This is a genomic window from Marinoscillum furvescens DSM 4134, from assembly GCF_003386095.1.
In the GTDB taxonomy this organism is placed as follows: domain Bacteria; phylum Bacteroidota; class Bacteroidia; order Cytophagales; family Cyclobacteriaceae; genus Marinoscillum; species Marinoscillum furvescens.
This window is the reverse complement of sequence record NZ_QREG01000002.1, coordinates 246,513-264,720: the sequence shown is the minus strand read 5'-3', so window position 1 is coordinate 264,720 and position 18,208 is coordinate 246,513. Positions and strand designations below refer to the sequence as shown.

14 protein-coding genes are annotated in these 18,208 nt (G+C 45.9%); 5 read left to right on the top strand and 9 right to left on the bottom strand.

Annotated features, from left to right (window positions below; genetic code table 11):
- Nucleotides 1–34 precede the first annotated feature (34 nt).
- Both C7460_RS03500 and C7460_RS03495 read right to left on the bottom strand, forming a co-directional pair.
- A complete protein-coding gene (locus tag C7460_RS03500; protein ID WP_115866687.1) occupies nucleotides 35–1,579 on the bottom strand; it encodes an ABC transporter permease/substrate-binding protein in 1,545 nt (514 codons plus the stop codon).
- On the bottom strand, nucleotides 1,576–2,436 hold the full coding sequence (locus C7460_RS03495; protein ID WP_115866686.1) for an ATP-binding cassette domain-containing protein: 861 nt from the start codon (nucleotides 2,434–2,436) through the stop codon (nucleotides 1,576–1,578). Before C7460_RS03495 ends, C7460_RS03500 begins: the two co-directional genes overlap by 4 nt.
- A 157-nt stretch (nucleotides 2,437–2,593) precedes the next feature.
- On the opposite strand from C7460_RS03495, the gene C7460_RS03490 reads away from it, so the two are divergent.
- A complete protein-coding gene (locus C7460_RS03490) occupies nucleotides 2,594–4,375 on the top strand; it encodes a glycoside hydrolase family 15 protein (protein ID WP_115866685.1) in 1,782 nt (593 codons plus the stop codon).
- A 78-nt stretch (nucleotides 4,376–4,453) separates the two neighbouring features.
- Here C7460_RS03490 and C7460_RS03485 read toward each other — a convergent pair whose 3' ends face one another.
- From C7460_RS03485 to C7460_RS03475, 3 genes are all read right to left on the bottom strand, one after another.
- Nucleotides 4,454–6,625, bottom strand: coding sequence for a bifunctional alpha,alpha-trehalose-phosphate synthase (UDP-forming)/trehalose-phosphatase (locus C7460_RS03485; protein ID WP_115866684.1), 2,172 nt, complete (start codon nucleotides 6,623–6,625; stop codon nucleotides 4,454–4,456).
- A gap of 96 nt (nucleotides 6,626–6,721) precedes the next feature.
- The gene (locus C7460_RS03480; RefSeq protein WP_115866683.1) at nucleotides 6,722–7,525 is read right to left on the bottom strand and encodes a 3'-5' exonuclease; all 804 of its coding nucleotides are present in this window, start codon (nucleotides 7,523–7,525) and stop codon (nucleotides 6,722–6,724) included.
- A gap of 57 nt (nucleotides 7,526–7,582) precedes the next feature.
- Nucleotides 7,583–8,182, bottom strand: coding sequence for a hypothetical protein (locus C7460_RS03475; protein WP_115866682.1), 600 nt, complete (start codon nucleotides 8,180–8,182; stop codon nucleotides 7,583–7,585).
- Between the two features lie 210 nt (nucleotides 8,183–8,392).
- Here C7460_RS03475 and dnaB point away from each other — a divergent pair, with 210 nt between their 5' ends.
- Together dnaB and C7460_RS03465 are read left to right on the top strand one after the other, a co-directional pair.
- A complete protein-coding gene (gene dnaB / locus C7460_RS03470; protein ID WP_115866681.1) occupies nucleotides 8,393–9,943 on the top strand; it encodes a replicative DNA helicase in 1,551 nt (516 codons plus the stop codon).
- 124 nt (nucleotides 9,944–10,067) lie between these two features.
- Complete coding sequence (locus C7460_RS03465; RefSeq protein WP_115866771.1) at nucleotides 10,068–11,054, top strand: zinc-binding dehydrogenase; 987 nt, start codon at nucleotides 10,068–10,070, stop codon at nucleotides 11,052–11,054.
- 54 nt (nucleotides 11,055–11,108) lie between these two features.
- On the opposite strand, the gene pckA is transcribed toward C7460_RS03465, so the two are convergent.
- Nucleotides 11,109–12,740 (bottom strand): phosphoenolpyruvate carboxykinase (ATP), encoded by a 1,632-nt coding sequence (gene pckA, locus C7460_RS03460; RefSeq protein ID WP_115866680.1) that lies wholly within the window; start codon nucleotides 12,738–12,740, stop codon nucleotides 11,109–11,111.
- Nucleotides 12,741–13,028: 288 nt separating this feature from the next.
- Here pckA and C7460_RS03455 point away from each other — a divergent pair, with 288 nt between their 5' ends.
- A complete protein-coding gene (locus tag C7460_RS03455) occupies nucleotides 13,029–14,513 on the top strand; it encodes a peptide MFS transporter (RefSeq protein WP_115866679.1) in 1,485 nt (494 codons plus the stop codon).
- 91 nt (nucleotides 14,514–14,604) lie between these two features.
- Here C7460_RS03455 and C7460_RS03450 read toward each other — a convergent pair whose 3' ends face one another.
- A complete protein-coding gene (locus tag C7460_RS03450; RefSeq protein WP_147302839.1) occupies nucleotides 14,605–15,264 on the bottom strand; it encodes a hypothetical protein in 660 nt (219 codons plus the stop codon).
- Nucleotides 15,265–15,418: 154 nt separating this feature from the next.
- Here C7460_RS03450 and C7460_RS03445 point away from each other — a divergent pair, with 154 nt between their 5' ends.
- The gene (locus C7460_RS03445) at nucleotides 15,419–15,946 is read left to right on the top strand and encodes a hypothetical protein (protein ID WP_147302838.1); all 528 of its coding nucleotides are present in this window, start codon (nucleotides 15,419–15,421) and stop codon (nucleotides 15,944–15,946) included.
- A gap of 208 nt (nucleotides 15,947–16,154) precedes the next feature.
- On the opposite strand, the gene C7460_RS03440 is transcribed toward C7460_RS03445, so the two are convergent.
- Entirely contained in the window at nucleotides 16,155–16,742 is a 588-nt protein-coding gene (locus tag C7460_RS03440) for a DUF4202 domain-containing protein (protein ID WP_115866676.1), read from the bottom strand.
- Between the two features lie 102 nt (nucleotides 16,743–16,844).
- Nucleotides 16,845–18,191 carry an SPFH domain-containing protein gene (locus C7460_RS03435; RefSeq protein WP_115866675.1) on the bottom strand — a complete coding sequence of 449 codons (1,347 nt, stop codon included), beginning with the start codon at nucleotides 18,189–18,191 and terminating at the stop codon, nucleotides 16,845–16,847.
- Nucleotides 18,192–18,208 lie beyond the last annotated feature (17 nt).

Here is an 18,208-nt window from a genome sequence, read left to right as displayed (position 1 = left end):
TATAACTAAATCGTTGACTATGTAGTGAAAATCTTTATTTAATGTGATGTAGATGGTCTGAGAGATCGGATATGGTATGAATATTCAAAGAATCTGCCATGTTTCTGCGCATCATCAACGCGAAGGTGTTATTGAATCCGATGGGTTCCATCCACGTGATGTTATATTGATGCTGAAAGCCTTTTTTTACCCTTTGGTAGGTCTCTGAAGGTGTTGCATCGGGAGTGTATTTTTCGTCTAGAAGTACGAGTAAGCCTGTACCAGTATATTCTACATACATGTCTATTTCTTTTGCTTTGAGAGCTTCAAAGATGATTTTTGTTCCTCCAAAGCCTAAAATAAGTTTTGTCTGGAGATTGGTGTTGCCCTCAATCAGCTGGGCAAAGAGATGTGCCATGAGGTAGTTTTCCGTAAATGCTTTCGAACCAATCACTATGTGCGGAGAATCACTATGGCCGGCACCTTTGTGAGCTTGCAGTCCTTTTGACTGAAGAAAGTCAAAGGCGGCTGTTTGGAGATCGGTTTTGTTCTGATCTACCTCGTAGTTGAGCTCCACCATTTCATCATTGGTGATTTTTAGCATATTGATGACTTGCCGGAGTTGTGGGTGTAGTGTGAGCGTAGCATTGTTTACGATAGGAGCTGCTTCATAGGGAGGAAAGTATTGTTGGTCATCTTTGAGTAGTTTCAGGTCATAGGCCTTGATTCGCCCGTCTGTACTGAATCCATCGATCACATCTACCTTGCCTTCGTGCAATGCCTGATACATTAAGCCTATCTCCATTTCTTTGATGGTGAGCGGAAGGTTGTAGGTGCTGTCCAGTCTCACGAATCCATCTGCTCGTTCAATAAATTCAGAATTAAAACCAGCAGTCAAGGATGAAGTGGGGGATCTTTCAGGCCATAGTGAAACTGCTAGCCAAATAGCGGCAACAACGAATAAACCAATCCACAGCATTTTGCTTTTGTAATGACGCTGTACGAGACCTAAAAATGCATCCAGACTGATGGCCAGAAATGAGGCAGGTATGGCTCCTGCAAGGATCATTGGTGTGTTGTTGAGCGATATGCCCCGGAAAATTAACTGACCCAGACCTCCCGCACCAATAAAGGCGCATAGTGTGGCCACTCCTACATTGATTACAGTAGCAGTTTTGATGCCAGTAAGTATGGTAGGTAGGGCCAGCGGAAGTTCTACATAACGCAGGATTTGAGATCGGGTCATGCCCATGCCGATAGCTGCTTCTACGGCCGGCTTAGAGATGTTGGTGATGCCTATGTAGGTATTGCTCACGATAGGTAAAAGTGCATAGAGAAAGAGTGCTACCACCGCGGGTAGGGTGCCAATGCCGAGCAGGGGTAGCATGAAGCCCAATAACGCCAGGCTGGGGATGGTTTGAATGATCCCTACCAGCCCGAGAATACCTTTGGCCATCCAGGGTTTTCGGGTTATTAAAATACCTAGCGAGACACCTACAGCTGTTGCCAGCGCAATAGCTGTCAGGGTTATAAGTAAATGTTCCTCTGTTTGTAACAGAATTTCTTCCCTATGGTCCACTATATACTGCCAGGTGCTCATGAGTGGAAATTCAGGAATGCTTGCATAATTGCCAGTTTTTCAGTGCTTTTCAGTTCATCACTTTCCAGTGCATGAAATACGGTTTTGGTAGAGTGATGTCCAAGCTGATGGCAGGTAATCTGATGCATTTTTAGCAGCAGATGGTCGTTTTTTAGAAAATCAGCCACATGGTTGCTGGCAGGTTTTGTTAGCAGATTGATAGGTGTGTCAAATTGCATCAATTCACCATCGTGCAGGAGTGCAATCCGGTCGGCCAGTTTGAAAGCTTCAAAAACATCGTGAGTAACCATGATGATCGTTTTTGCTGCAAGGCCTTTGAGGTTTAGAAAGTCATCCTGCAACTGTATGCGGGTGATGTTGTCTAGCGCGCTGAACGGCTCGTCCATTAGGATGACTTGTGGGTTTGTGGCCAGCGCTCGAGCTATTCCCACACGCTGCTGCTGTCCGCCGCTGAGCTCATGTGGCATGCGATTGAGGTATTTTTCATGGAGTCCTACAAGCTCGATTAACTCTATTATAGTGTCCTGGCTGGCTGATCGGCCTGTTATCCGCAGAGGCATTGTGAGGTTTTCTTCTATACTAAGGTGGGGTAAAAGACCTACATCTTGTATCACATAGCCCATTTGTCTGCGGAGGATGTGAGGTTTTAGCGTGTCAATAGGAGTGCCCTGAAAACAAACCCTTCCATCATCCGGTTTCAGTAGCGCATTGAGGTGTTTGAGTAGGGTAGTTTTGCCTGAACCACTTTTCCCCAGGAGTGCCACCGTCTCACCCTCATGTATGTCCATTGAAATCCGCCGTAGTACGGGTTTCTGCTCAAAGGATTTTTGTACGTTTTCGAGCTGAATAATAGCCATAAATAGACAAGGAGCTAAGAGTAGTTTTTGTTAATTTTATTGATAAATCAATTTTATATTGCTTTCTTTATAAGGAAATATCAATTTATTTTATGAATTGATAATAAAATGTTAGATTCATTGATCTGAAATACTAGTAACTTTTTAACGATAACCCATGCAAAGACATACGTATGATTTTGGTGTAATTGGCAACTGTGCCTTTACTGCTCACATTCATAAAGATACCAACATCTCCTGGATGTGCTGGCCACGCTTTGATAGTAGCTTCATTTTCGGAGGATTGCTAGATCAGGAAAAGGGTGGTGAGTTTTCTGTGAAGCCTTTGGAAAGTGAGATGCAATCCAAACAGTACTATGTGGAGAATACGAATATATTGTGTACCGAAGTGACTAGCGAGACTGGGCGGTATAAGGTAACGGATTTTGCACCGAGGTTTTATCAGACGGATCGTTATTACCGTCCACTGATGATGATTCGAAAGATCGAACGGTTGGAGGGAAGTCCTAGAGTGGTGGTGAAATGTTCGCCGAGAGGTGATTACGGCAATACGGTGCCTGAGCCTTCCATGGGTAGCAATCACATTCGATTCTTAGGCCTGGAGGCGCATGTTCGGCTCACTACCAATATTTCTCTAAACTATGTAATCAATGAGGACAGCTTTGTGCTTAATGAAACCAAGTACATGGTGCTTACCTATGGTCCTCCTTTAGAAGCTTCACTAGAGGAAACTGTAGACTTGTTTTTATCCAAGACGAAGAATTACTGGAGAAACTGGGTCAAAACAGCAGCCATCGTTAATTTCTATCAGCGGGAAGCAATTCGCTCGGCACTGATTCTGAAAATACATCAGTACGAAGATACCGGAGCCATTATAGCTGCAGCTACTACCAGTTTGCCAGAGTCTCCCGGTAGCACGCGAAATTGGGACTACCGCTACTGCTGGATGCGGGATACCTTCTACACGCTCAACGCCTTCAATAATATTGGGCACTTTGAAGAGTCAGAAAAGTATTTTCATTACATCCTCAATACGACCATAGAAGAATCCGACCGGTATCAACCTTTGTATGGAATATCTGGTCAAAAAAAGCTGATCGAAAAGGAGATACCACTGGCTGGCTATCAGGGGAATCAACCAGTGAGAATAGGAAATGATGCTTACACTCACATACAAAATGACGTGTACGGACAGGTGCTGATTTCGCTGTTGCCACTTTATGAAGACAAGCGTATCATCTTTACCGAGCGGTTTGACTCTTCGGAGCTGATCATCAAAACGCTTGATATGATCGAGAAGACATTTGATGAGACCGATGCTGGTCTTTGGGAGTTTAGAAACTTGAGTCAGCATCACTGTTATACTTACTTATTTCACTGGGCGGGAAGTAGTGCTGCGGTGAAAATCGCGAAGGTGATCGGAGATCGTGCCATGGGCGAAAAGGCAGCCAAGCTGAAAGAACGCTCTGCGAAAATGATTGAGAAGTGTTATGTGCCTTCCAAAAAGGCTTACGCTCAGGCCAAAGGTGTGGACCGTATGGATGCAAGTACGCTACAATTGATCATGATGAACTATTTGGATGGTAATACACAAGCGGCTAAAGACCATCTGATCGGCTTGGAAAAAGAACTGCATGCTAAAGACGGATTGTTTTACCGCTACAAGCACCAGGATGATTTTGGTGAGCCTGAGACTACCTTCCTGATCTGTGCTTTCTGGTATGTAGAAGCCCTTGCTTGTGTAGGTAGACTGGATGAGGCTATCAAATATTTCGAGAATATCCTGTCGTACTCCAATCATGTAGGGCTGCTGAGTGAAGATGTAAAAGAAAGCGATGGCAGCATGTGGGGGAATTTCCCTCAGGCTTACAGCCATGTAGGCTTGCTCAATGCGGCCACTCGTATAGCTCGCAAGCTGGATAAACCAGATTTTCTTTAATTAATGCGGAGGTGAATAAAATAAAAGCCCCGGAATACGCAGCATTCCGGGGCTTTTTAGATTTTGATAACCTGAATTTTAAGTCAGGTCTTTGAGAATTTGTCTAATCTCTGTAAAGTCAGTCACACGATACTGTGCTGCAGAAGAAGTGCTGCCTACCTTGATGGTGAATGCCTCTGAAGGCATCGCCTTGAAGGTGTCTTCATCCGTCCAGTCGTCTCCACAGGCCATGATGAAATCGGCCTGGTGCTTATTGAGCCATACAGTCGCTGCTCTTCCTTTGTCGATCTCAGAGTTTTTGATTTCTACCACCTTGTTGCCTTCCAGTACTTTTAGGTTTTTGTCTACCGTGATGTACTTAAGGTGGCTGGTGAGCTCTCGGGTTCTGGCTTCACCCAGTCCAGTTTCTACTTTGCGGTAGTGCCATACCAGTGAGTAGTCTTTTTTCTCTACAAACGAACCCGGAGTACGGTCTACATACCCTTCCAGTACCTTCATGATGGCGTCTTTCCATCCGTCGTTTAGGTGGGTGAGGGTTTTGAATTCGCTGCCTTTTTCGCGGATCCATACGCCGTGCTCAGCGATGATTTCCAGGTCAAAGTCTGCTAGCCATTCTTCCAGGTTTTCTCTACCACGACCAGAGATGACCACTACTCTGTTTTTCTTGTCTTTGGTGAGCTTACTCAAAATGCTGCGAAGCTCTTTGTCAGGCTTTGTTTTCGTGGGGTCACTATGAAACCCAACCAGCGTGCCGTCATAGTCCAGAAAAATAAGTCGCTTTTTAGCTTTTTTGTAGTTTTCGGTGAGGGTTTGGCGAATGCCTTCATCTACGAGCTGTGTTTCCAGAGCCTTTTGCTCTGTTTTGATAAAGTTCAAACGCTCCATAAAGATGTTTACCCAATGATGAATGTTGTAGCGCTTGAGCGAATCCTGCATGACAGACATATGAGCGATTTGCTCTTTTTCTGGCATAGTCAGCGCACGTTTTATGGCGTCTACTAGTTCGTGTAAGTCGTTAGGGTTGATGAGGATGGCATCAGAGAGCTCTTTAGAAGCACCGGCCATCTCACTAAGGATTAGTACACCTTTTTGATCCAGCTTGCTGGCAATAAATTCTTTGCACACCAGGTTCATACCATCCCGCATAGGTGTGACCAGTGCCACATCGGCCATACGGTAAAATGCCGATAGCGCATGCAGTGGGAAGGACCTGTAGAAGTAGTGAATAGGGGTCCAGTTGAGGCGCGCATATTTACCATTGATACGGCCTACCAGAAGGTCTACTTCTTCTTTGAGTTCTTTGTATTTGCCTACCTGATCACGCGAAGGTACCACTACCATCAGCAAGGATACCTTTTCTCTGTACTCTGGGTTTTCATCCAAAAAGATCTCAAACGCTTTGAGGCGCTGTGGTATTCCTTTGGAGTAGTCCAGTCGGTCTATAGATAGGATCAGACGCTGCTCACCTACAGAAGTACGATAGCGTACTTCGCGAGCCAGAGTTTCTGGAGATGCAGCTGCCTGAGCGTACTTGTCATAGTCTATTCCCATTGGTAGGGCATCTACCATGACTTTTCGGTTGTCCACGTTGATTTGGCCATTGCTATTGCCAAGGCCTGCGAGTCTGTTTACAGAGGACAGGAAGTGGCGCATGTCGTCATAGGTGTGAAACGCCAGAAAATCGGCCCCTAGCATGCCGTTGAGTAGTTCACGTCTCCAGGGCAGTAGCCTGAATGACTCGTAAGATGGGAAAGGGATGTGCAGAAAAAAGCCGATACTGGCCTTCGGTGCAAATTCCCGAAGCATTTCAGGAAGGAGTAGGAGTTGGTAGTCGTGTACCCAGATGGTGTCGTCTGGTTCCAGTACTTCAGCTATTTCCTTCGCAAACTTACGATTTACTTTTTGATAGGCTTTCCACAGGCCATTGTCAAAGACAATGTATTGGTTGAAGTAGTGAAAGTTTGGCCACAGCGTTTCATTGCTGAAGCCCTCGTAAAAGTCTTCGATTTCATTGGCGGTGAGAAAGACCGGGCGCATGCTTTCTTTCTTGAGATTTTCTGTAATCTCCTGTCGGTGTTCTGTTTTCGAAACCGGAAGCCCGGGCCACCCGATCCAGATGTTGTCACCTTGTTTGTAAATGGAGCCCAGACCAGTAGCCAGTCCGCCCTCGCTGGGTTTGTAGGTGAATTCGTCCTTCTCCTGTGAGATTTTCACAGGTAGCCGGTTAGATACTATGATGGTTTTGGCCATAAATAAAAAGAATGGTTAGTTGCTAAATATACTACTCGCCCAGACCAATTGTTGGGTTGAAGTAGTATTTAATCCATTATTTTTCGGGCCGGGGTGTTACCCAAAACTATTGCGCAGCCTGATTTGAGTCAGTTTGCGTTTTGTGTCTAGCGGAAAGTCTCCTTTCATCATCCAGTCGTAAAAACTCGGCTCACGTTGCAATACCTCTGCTACAGGCTTGCCTCGGTGTTTGCCAAAGTTGAATACCTCCTGGTTTTTGTCATTGTAGACAATTCTGCCAGCCAGATCCACCATTTTCTTGTTGGTTAATGCATGTAGGGTGTTTACGTCGTTTTCAATGACGCCAAGTTCTTTACCGAGTAGGTCCACTACCTTCTCTCCGTTGTACTTTTCGATCTGCGAAAGTAAAACTTCGTAAGTAGCCTGAGTGTCTGCTAGTGCACTATGAGCACCTTCCAGGTCTTTGCCACAGTAAAATTTATAGGCCGCGGTAAGGTTGCGTTTTTCCATCAGGTGGAAAATCTTCTGTGCATCTACCAGTTTGCGGTTGTCTACATCGAATTCCACGTTGGCACGTAAAAATTCTTCCACGAGCATCGGCACGTCAAACTTCAAGATGTTGAAGCCGGCCAGGTCGCAGCCTTCCAGCCAGGTGGCTAGTGATTTGGCTACCTGCTTAAAAGTAGGTTCGTCTTTTACGTCTTCGTCGTAGATACCATGGATCAGGCTCACTTCTGTAGGGATGGGTATGGTGGGGTTGATCCGTCTGCACTTTTCTTCCACAGATCCATCAGGCATAACTTTGATAAGTGCCATCTCCACGATGCGATCTTGTGAGATGGTGGTGCCTGTAGTTTCAAGATCAAATACGACGAGTGGGTTTTTTAGTTTGAGTTGCATGGATTGGCTTTGCGTGTTGGAATTTGGGTGTTGTAGTATGTGAACGACAGTCGTGTGTTAGTAGTCTTTCAGTGCACTAAGTATTTGAGCATCGCTAATGCCTATGCGCTTAAGTACTGCCTGAACACCAGCCAGGTATTTTGGGAACTTTTCGTCACTTGTAGATACGGCCACAGCACCCGACCCAATATTAAAGGTAAATCCAGATGATGTCTTTGTGGATGGCAGAGCGGAATATTCAATGTTTTTCACATCTTCACGTTCTTTTTTACCGATGAGAGTGGCCATGTTGTCATCCACATTGAAAATAAAAGTACCCGCTTTAGGAAGACTATCTGCCAGTTTTTCATACTGAGCTACATAGGCATCTATGGTGTCGTATCCTTTGGGTAGTTTGTCTTTAATTCTATGAAGTAGAAGTATGTGGATGTCCAGCTGATGAAAGATGGCATCATCTCCGTCCAGCTCATCTCCGCCTTTTATAAATACTACCGGGGCATCAGTGAGTGTGTTGTCTGCGCCTACAGTAAAAAAATCAGCAGGTTTGTTCACGTGATCGAGTACAAACTTTACCAGTTCGAAAATTTCATCCACACCATTGGTGCCTCCTATGTAGATGCGTTGTTTATGCTTAATAAGGTCCGTGTTTATTTGCATGAGCGGTTTTTCTGATTGCTCCAAAAATAAGGGAAATTGGCTCGGCGGCAAATTTTTTTCAATGTGAATAACATGTCGATAACTTGTGAATGAACTGACTTATAAGGCGCTTCGTTGTGGATAACAAAGTGTGAAAATTTATATGACTTTAGCGAATTTCTTCAGCTCATCTCTTCGTAGGTTTGCCTTTGATTTTTAGTAAAAATTTGAATGGAAGGAAGCAACACATCAACCCTAAAAGCAACAAATAAGCCCCGCAGATCTCCGGTTTCGGATATCTCCCGACAGCTTGGAAAACTACCGCCACAGGCAATAGAGCTGGAAGAGGCAGTACTGGGGGCACTGATGCTGGAGCGTGATGCGCTGACCAACGTTATAGAGGTTTTAAAGCCTCAGAGCTTTTACAAGGATGCTCATCGGATGATTTTTGAAGCCATCGTCAAGCTGTTTAACAACAGTGAGCCTGTGGATATCAAGACGGTGGTGCATCAGCTAAGAAAAAATGGCCACCTGGAGTTGGTAGGAGGGGCATACTATGTGTCAGAGCTGACTACCAAAGTAAACTCAGCGGCCAATATCGAGTATCACGCACGGATCATTGCAGAGCAATCGATTAAGCGTGACCTGATTCAGATTTCTTCGGATATTCAGCATGACGCCTATGAAGATACTACAGATGTTTTCGATCTGTTAGACAAGGCACAGCAGTCGTTGTTTGATGTGTCTGAATCACATATTCGCAAAAACTTCGACAACATGAGTGCGCTGATGCATCAGGCCATTCAGGAGATCGAAGAACGTAAAAACCAAAGCGATGGACTTACGGGAATCCCGAGTGGTTTTACAGCGCTGGATCGCAATACTTCGGGATGGCAGCGTTCGGATTTGATTATCATAGCGGCACGTCCGGGTATGGGTAAGACTGCTTTTGTGGTGTCGGCCCTCCGAAATGCCGCAGTAGATTTTAATATACCGGTGGCCATATTCTCTCTGGAGATGTCCTCTGTACAGCTGGTACACAGGATGGTGTCTGGTGAGGCTGAGCTGGAGTCGGATAAGCTCCGAAAAGGGAACCTGGAAGCTTACGAATGGCAACAGCTCATCAGTAAAACCAGTAAGCTATCAGAAGCACCCATATTTATAGACGATACACCTGGTTTGAGTATCCTCGAACTGAGGGCCAAGGCACGTAGACTTGTAGCACAGCATGGTGTTTCCATTATTGTGATTGACTACTTGCAGCTCATGAGTGGCGAGAGCTCCAACAACGGTGGCAACCGTGAGCAGGAAATTGCTCAGATTTCGCGATCCCTGAAAATGATCGCTAAAGAACTGAATGTGCCGGTGATAGCCCTGTCGCAGCTTAGTCGTGCGGTAGAGACACGGGGAGGCGATAAGCGACCTCAGCTTTCGGATTTGAGGGAATCAGGATCTATAGAGCAGGATGCCGATATGGTAATGTTCCTCTACCGTCCGGAATATTACGGTATTACGCAAGACGAAAACGGAATGCCTATGCAGGGCACTGGAATCGTGATTATCGCTAAAAACCGTCATGGTAAACTGGAAGATGTTCCGTTGAAATTTATCGGTAAGTTTACCAAGTTTGAAGATTTGGATCAGCCGATGGGTGGCGATAACTATGGACAGACCTTTCCTCAAACTGGTGGCGGTGGCAATACAGACTTTACCATCACTCTTCCTAGCAAAGCCAACAAAAATGAAGGCGGCGGAGGTGGAGATGATGCTATGCCTTTTTAATTACTCTTAATTTTCTTTTCTGATCAAAACGAGACCTCTGTGCCTTTGGGCCGGAGGTTTTTTTCATTTGGAGCTTTCAGGCATTCTTGACAATTTTCCGCTACAACCCAAAAACAAACAGAGTATGCAAGGAATCATACTGTCAAACGAAACTAATGCACTTACCCTGGCTGAGCTCCCCAAGCCAACCTTGAAGCCTGGCCAGTGCCTGGTGAAGCTATCAGCTGCCGCTCTCAATCGCCGCGACTATTGGATATCTGTAGGTAAATACCCGGGCATACAACCTGAGGTGGTCCTCGGCTCTGATGGATGCGGGGTAGTAGTAGATGGGCCCGACACCTGGAAGGGTAAGACGGTGCTGATCAACCCAAATGTGAACTGGGGAGCAAGCGAACAACACCAATCATCAGACTATTCGGTGCTGGGCATGCCCACACAAGGTACGCTGGCGGAGTACATCGCTGTGGATGAAGATCGCCTAATGCAAAAGCCTGTTCACCTGTCAGATGAAGAGGGAGCTGCTTTGCCACTGGCAGGGCTTACGGCCTTTCGGGCGACATTCGTGAAAGCAAAAGTGACAGCCGGCAAAAAGGTGCTGGTTACAGGAGTAGGTGGTGGCGTGTCACAGATGGCTGCAGTGATGGCCATAGCTGCGGGAGCAGAAGTGTATGTGACATCAAGTAGCGAAGATAAGCTCAATAAAGCGCGCAAACTGGGCGCTACCGCGGGGTTTAACTACCAGGGAGCCGAGTGGGTAAAAGAAGCTAAATCCGTAGGTGGCTTTGATGCTATTGTGGATAGCGCGGGAGGTAATGCGCTCAATGATTACCTAAAGCTGATCAAACCTGGAGGAAAGATCGTGCATTATGGTAGTACCACTGGCAAGCCTCAAGAGCTAGACCTTTTCAGGCTTTTTTGGTCGCAGGCAAGCATCATTGGCTCTACAATGGGCAGTGATCGGGAGTTTGAGCAGATGGTGGCTTTTGTAGAAGAGCACCAGATCCGTCCAGCCATTGATGGTGTGTATGCTCTCAGTAGTGGGGTGGAGGCCATTGAGCGTATGGCCGATAGCAGTCAGTTTGGGAAAACAGTGATTCGAATGGAGGCATAAAAAAACGGCAGCCCTGCCAGGCTGCCGTCTCATCATTTTTGAATCAAAAAACACTTACGCGTTTATCTTGCCTACATAGTTGAGGTTTTCTTTGGGCTCACCCTGTAGGATTTCTTCATTGGCAAACTCACGGAACTTGTCAAAGTTTGTTTGAAACCTGCGAGCCAGCTCATTGGCTTTTTCATAAAATGCCTTGTCGTTTTTCCAGGTTTCTCTAGGACTCAGGATTTCGTTTGGCACCTCAGGGCAGGTGAGCGGCATCTCAGCTCCGAAGATGGAGTGTGTGCGATAGCCCACATTGTTGAGTACGCCAGAAAGTGCTGCTGATATCATAGCGCGTGTGTACTTTAGCTTGATCCTGGAGCCTACGCCATACGGTCCTCCGGTCCACCCTGTGTTTACCAGCCAGACGTTTACTTCATTTTCTTCCATTTTTTTACCCAGCATCTCTGCATAGCGTGTAGGGTGCAGTGGCATAAATGGTGCTCCGAAGCAAGCTGAGAAGACCGGTTGAGGCTCAGTAACTCCTGCCTCCGTACCGGCTACTTTAGAGGTGTAGCCAGAGATAAAGTGATACATGGCCTGCCCTTTAGATAGCTTTTGGATAGGAGGCATCACGCCAAAGGCATCACAGGTCAAGAAAAAGATGTTTTTAGGAATTCCCCCGATAGACGGGTTGATCATATTGCGAATGTGATCGATCGGGTAAGAAACTCGTGTGTTTTCCGTCACCTCCACATTGGTGTAGTCCACGGTACGCGTATTGGGGATAAATCGCGTGTTTTCCAGAATGGCACCATAGCGAATCGCATTCCAGATGTCAGGCTCGTTTTCTTCGGTCAGGTTGATGGCCTTGGCATAGCATCCACCCTCAAAGTTGAAGACATTTTTTTCGGTCCATCCGTGCTCGTCATCGCCGATCAGCAGACGATTAGGATCAGCAGAAAGCGTGGTTTTACCTGTGCCTGACAGACCAAAGAAGATAGCCGTATCACGCTCTTCTATTCCCATATTGGCTGAGCAGTGCATTGGCAAGACACCCTCCTGAGTAGGTAGAAGGAAGTTGAGTACCGAAAAGATGCCTTTTTTCATTTCACCTGAGTAGCCTGTCCCGCCTATGAGGATCATGCGTTTGGTGAAGTTGACAATGGCGAAGTTGCTTTGGCGCACGCCATCTGTTTCTGGATCTGCCTCAAATCCCGGGCAGCAGATGATGGTGAAGTTAGGCTCAAAATCTTCCAGCTTGTAATCCGGAGGCGTGATGAACATGTTGTAAGCAAAGAGGTTGTGCCATGCCATGGTGTTGATCACACGCAGCTTCAGCCGATGTGTTTTGTCTGCACCGGCATACGCATCGCGCACATAGACTTCTTTGTCTTCCAGGAAACCGATCATTTTGGTGTGAAGTCGGTCGAAATGTTCGGGTGAAATGGGAATGTTGATATCTCCCCACCATACATCGTCTTTGGTAAGGTCGTCCTTTACAATGAATCGATCTTTTGGAGACCTCCCGGTAAACTTGCCAGTGTCACACATGAGTGCGCCTGTATCTGTCAAATGACCTTCACCATTTCTCACGGCGATTTCGGTAAGTTCGGCCGCAGTGAGGTTCCAGTTTGCTTTTTTGACTTTGATCCCGGCAGACTCCAAACCGGCTTTTTGAGACTTCAATCCGTATTCTTGCATGCTATGGGTTTTTGAGGCCAAATGCCCGTGCATTTGGTAGTTATAGTTTAGTTGTTTTTAGTTTCAAAGTAGACCTTCAGACTATAAGGGGTGTGTCTTTAGGTTTGAAAACGTTTGCAAGGCGAAGTTAGACAGGATTGATTAAAAAAAAGAAAGAAAAGATGTGGAATGCACCAAAAGAAAGGCGGATGTAACATTGGGGCCTGCTATTTATCATTAATTAGTTATAATTGTCGGCTTTTAGCGGTGGGATCACCGGATGATTATATAACCCAATAAACCAACAGAATGAGTTCTGAAAAGACGTTTTTAGGCCACCCCAGAGGTCTGGCAACCTTGTTTTTCACAGAAATGTGGGAACGCTTTAGCTACTATGGCATGCGTGCCATCCTGATACTATTTATGACCACAGAAACCGCCCAACAGGGGCTGGGATTGGATGTGGAAACCTCCGCTGCGGTATACGGACTTTATACAGCTGCCGTTTATTTGCTTTCACTGCCTGGTGGATGGCTGGCCGACAATATTTTTGGTCAGCAGAAGTCTATCTGGTACGGAGGTATTTTGATCATGATTGGCCACTTGGTTTTGGCTATCCCTGGTCATCAGGAGATTTTTTTTACAGGACTGGCCTTTGTAGCCATCGGTACCGGCTTCCTTAAACCCAACATCAGCTCTATAGTAGGTGACCTCTACGGCGATGACAAAGGTGCGCGTCGTGACGCTGGCTTTTCGATCTTTTATATGGGCATCAATATCGGTTCGTTACTCGGACAGACCGTGGTGAGCTTCCTGGGAGAAAAGGTAGACTGGCACATGGGCTTTGGTGCTGCAGCTGTAGGAATGTTTTTAGGCCTGGTGCAGTACAAGCTTACTCAGGGTACATTAAAAGGTATTGGCGAAAAGCCTCAAAAACGGGTGAAACTCCCCGGTGAAAGAACAAGCAATACGTTTACATACTTACTCACTGTTGGAGCGATCGCCCTCATTTTTGCCTTGCAATACTTTGGAGTGGTAGATGTGACTACTGCTACAGGCATAGCCAAGAGTGTGGGCGTGCTGATAGTGGTCATTACGCTGGCTTATTTTGCAAATATTTTTATCGCTGGAGGCCTGGATGTGAAAGAGCGTAAGCAAGTTTTTGTGATCTTTTTGCTCTTTATTGGTGCTGCGATCTTTTGGGCTGGATTTGAGCAGGCAGGTTCCACACTCAACTTGTTTTCCAGAGACTATACAGACCGATTTATTTTTGGCTATGAGTTACCAGCCGGCTTGCTCCAAAACTTCAATCCATTTTTCATCATCGTATTATCACCTGTGTTTGGTGCGTTGTGGATCCGCCTTTCTGCCAAGGGACTCAACCCAAACACTCCAGTGAAATTTGGACTCGGACTTATTTCCATGGCGTTTGGTTTTCTCATTATGTACTTCGCTGCATTGATTGCCGCGCAGGGCGCCAAAGCTGGAATGGGCTGGTTGATTTTCACTTATTTATTTCATACCGCTGGTGAGCTTACGCTCAGCCCTGTGGGATTGAGTGCTACTACTAAACTGGCTCCGAGGAAGTACTATAGCCAAATGATGGGTATTTGGTTTGTGGCCACGGCTCTTGGAAACCTCATTGCCGGGTTGTTTGCCGGTGGTTTTGATCCGGAAAATGCGTCCGAGGTACCTAACCTGTTTATGTCTGTAGTGATGCTGGGTACTGGCGCTGGTATTATGTTTTTGATTTTCTCAGGCTTTATGAGAAAATGGATGGGTGACGTGAAGTAAATCCCTTGTCAATAGGATTTTTAAAGAGGCTGGCAGAAAAGCGTGATGGTCATACCATTTCAAATGTGCTTTTCTGCCAGCCTTTTTTTGTTTACCTGGAAAATATCACTCCAAAAGAAAGTTCGAGTCCTTCGAGTAGTATAGCTGCATTTTCGTCGGCCGAGGTGGTAAACGTTTGGCCATTTTTACTGCCGGTGTAGGTGCCTGAGAGTGGGGCTTCGGCAGACCCTTTTAGGTAAGAAGCCTGGGCCGTAAGCGATAGCTCACGGCTCCACGCGAAAGTGATCTCCAGTCCTCCTGTAAGGCCCTTGCCCAGCTTATTTTTCAGCGAGAAGTCTGTGTTTAGGCTCTCTGCCTGTTCGAATTCCCTATATCCCCGATCCAGGTTTCCTTCATTAAGCCGAGGGTTGATGTTCCACCAGAGAAAGCCACCGGCCAAAAATTTAAACTGCCAGTTTTTGACAGGGATGGTGAAAAACAGCTGACCGGGTACCAGTATAGCAAAATGGGGTCCAACCATTGGTTTGTCAGAGCTAAAAGGCAACTCCTCCATCCCCAGGCCGGGGATGCTGTACAGCGTGATGCCTGTCTGTAGACCGGCTTTTTCGCCAAAGCCTATTCCACGAATGCTAAAAGGACTAACAGGAGCCGACAGGTAGCCATTTTTGGGGAGGAGGTAAGAGAAGGATACTCCCTGGCTGAAGGTTAGAGTGCCCGCAAGGAGCATCATGCAGGTTAAAATCAATTTCATGTGTGTAAAGATGGAGGAAGCAAGATGCAACTGAAATAATGCCCGCTGAAAAAATTCATTGAATTTACTGGTAAACACCTATAAGGGGTGTGTGTAAAAACTGAGAAATATGTTAGACTTGTACTTTTATTCACACATAACAAATATTACAAGTATGCTTAACCAATCGAAATTAGTTTTCATCGCAATGTTCGTAATTGCCATTTTCACACTTTCATGTGAAGAAAGCGATGAAGTGACGCTGGCAGACTCGTCAGCAGAAGTAACAGTAGAAGGCAAGGTTTTTACTAAGCCAGACAGTGAAGTTGTTGGATACATAGAGTTTGAGTTTAATGATGAAAAATCCGTGACGATCAGCGCTGATCTCGTGAATGGTACCGACACTGTGTCTTTATATATATCGCTTCCTGAGCTCGCTGTGGGGACCTATACCAAAGCCGAGCATGCTGACGCTTACAGCATTTCTACCGATTTGGATAGTGCCGATTTTAGTACAAATGGCCCAGTCTTTGACTATGATGAAGATAAGACGGACTATACGCTACACATCACAGAAGTATCAGATGGCGTTGTTAAGGGAGATTTTACGGCTACCGTTCAGCAGTTTGCTCAAACCAACACCTTAAGTACCTCAGGTAAATTCGTGGCTGTTGATCTTTCTTCATTTCTGACTGGATCGTAATAGCAGATAACAAAACATAAACCAGGGGATAAAATTTACCCTTATACAAAAATGCCTGTCGCTTTCTTCATGCCGAAGTTAGAGACAGGCATTTTTTTAGCGACAAGTCGCTTCGCTTGTTCTAAAGTGCTCTTGTATTGCCTGTAGAGATTAGTAACCCTTTTTTGGGTTTATTCGCAGTAGAATTTATGCTCAATATGCATGCATGTCAGGCAAGCGCTTTTCCTACCAACTCTTTAACCTTTTCAGAGAGCGGGAGCTTAAGTGCGGCCTCATGACCTTTTTCGGACATTTTGCCCCACGTTTTTTGTAGGATGCTAATCATTTTTTCGTCGGTATGCTCCGCTGCAAAGTCATCGATGTAGTGCTCTAAAAATACCAGGCAAATGACATCTTCAAGGGTTTGAGCTTCTGGATCTTTGTTGAGGTTTTTTTTCATCAGCAGGTCTTTTACGTGCTGAATATCCTCTTTGGGGTAATGAGTACAAGTCATGAGGTCACCCACGATTTCTCCATGTTTCATCTTTAGCACGGTGCGCCATTTGAGGTAGCCTTTGCGGTCCATGGAGTAGCTTTCTCTTGGAATGGACCAACGTTTGATATGTTGTCCGCGAGCGGCTATTTGGAGTAACTCGGATGCTTCAGGCTCAAATTCGAGCAATTTATCTGTCATTCGTTGGCTATAGAGCAATTCCTTGGGGTATGCCTGACCATTGACTTCTTCTTGATTCGGGTCCTGGCCATTAATGGTGTCTATAGCGTCAATTACTTTTTGGAAAGCAGTACTTGTACTCATAGTATCATGTTAGTAGTTAGGTAAAATCCATGGCAAAGACAAAAAATGCCTCCTATGCCACCTGTGTAAAGGTAGTCTTTAGGAGGCATTTGATAAATAGGTTTACTTTTTCTGTCCCTGTGTAAGCTGTTTGGCCATGGCTGCTCCGATAAGGGATTCGAGTGGCGTACCACCTTTTTTGTCATCAGCTATGATCATGGTTTGAGGGAATTTGAGTTTTGCTAGCTCCGTAGCTACACCTACAGAGGTTTTGTATTCCCACTCGGCTTTTTCCTGTGGCGTAAGCCCTGCGGAAACGAGTTTGGCGTTTTCGTATGCTTTGGCGTCTGCAGTGACTTTTCGCTGTTGTGCTTTCAGTCGCTCGGTTTCCAGGGCAATGGCGGCCAGTTCTTTGTTGGTGCGCTCCTGTTTGAGTTTGGTTTCGATCGCTATGAGCTGCTTTACCTGTTCTTTTTCCTGAGTCACGCGCTCCTGGGCTTTGTCACGTTCCCCTTCAGCAATGATTCTGGTTTGAGCCGCCTTGGCCGTCTCTACTTTTTGTTGTTCTATCTGACGTTTAGCAGATTCATCGCGTTGGGCTTCCAGGCGTTTTTTAAAGGTCGGCTCTAATACTACATCATCTACAATCACCTGGGAGACGATGATGTTGTTTTCAGTGAGCTCATGAGGGATTCGTTTAGGAAAGCCATTTTCGATTACTTTTTCCACCGTGTAGCGGGTGCGAATCTCCTTGATGGTTCGTGCATCCACTTCCTGAATGGCATCATTGTACACCGTGTCTCTGTTTTCTATTTTGATCACAGCATAGGCTCCATCTTTGAGCTGCTCGTCCAGTGTTTGGCGAAAGCTCTGAGCTTCACCAGAGATGTAATCCTGCGCAGCATACATGTATCCAGTGTTGATGGCCTGCTCGCGTACCGTAGGAATGAGGGTGTTTTGTACGAGGTTTTCCATGCTTCGGTACTTGATAGCTAGCGCAATGAAATCCTCAGGGACAGTAGGTAGCTGAAACCTCCCGGAAAGCCGAACCTCGGCAGTTACCTGATCGATGAACCGAATCGGTATGGGTTTCATAGCACCTTCAATTTCTTTGCTGCTTTCACCACTATCGACCACTTTTACATCGATGTATTTTTGCCAGGAGATTACTTTGGCAAAACCTCTAAACTTGATGCCCTGATTCATGACCACATCGGTGTTTCCGGTGGGGTAGACCAAAAAGTACTGGTAGCCGGGTTCTGCCCAGAAAAACATGTAGGGAAGTAAAATGAAAATGAGCCCTAAAGTGCTAATCGCTAGCGATATGCGCTTGCTAAACATGAGTAAAAATGGAGGGGCTTTTTTGCGTACTCTTAGTTCGCCTTCAAACTCGTCAGTCTCCGCGAGGTTGGGCCGGAGAAAAAACATAAACAGCCCAAACAGGAGGGCGAGAATTCCAATGAATATCATGTGTAAAGTATTGGTTA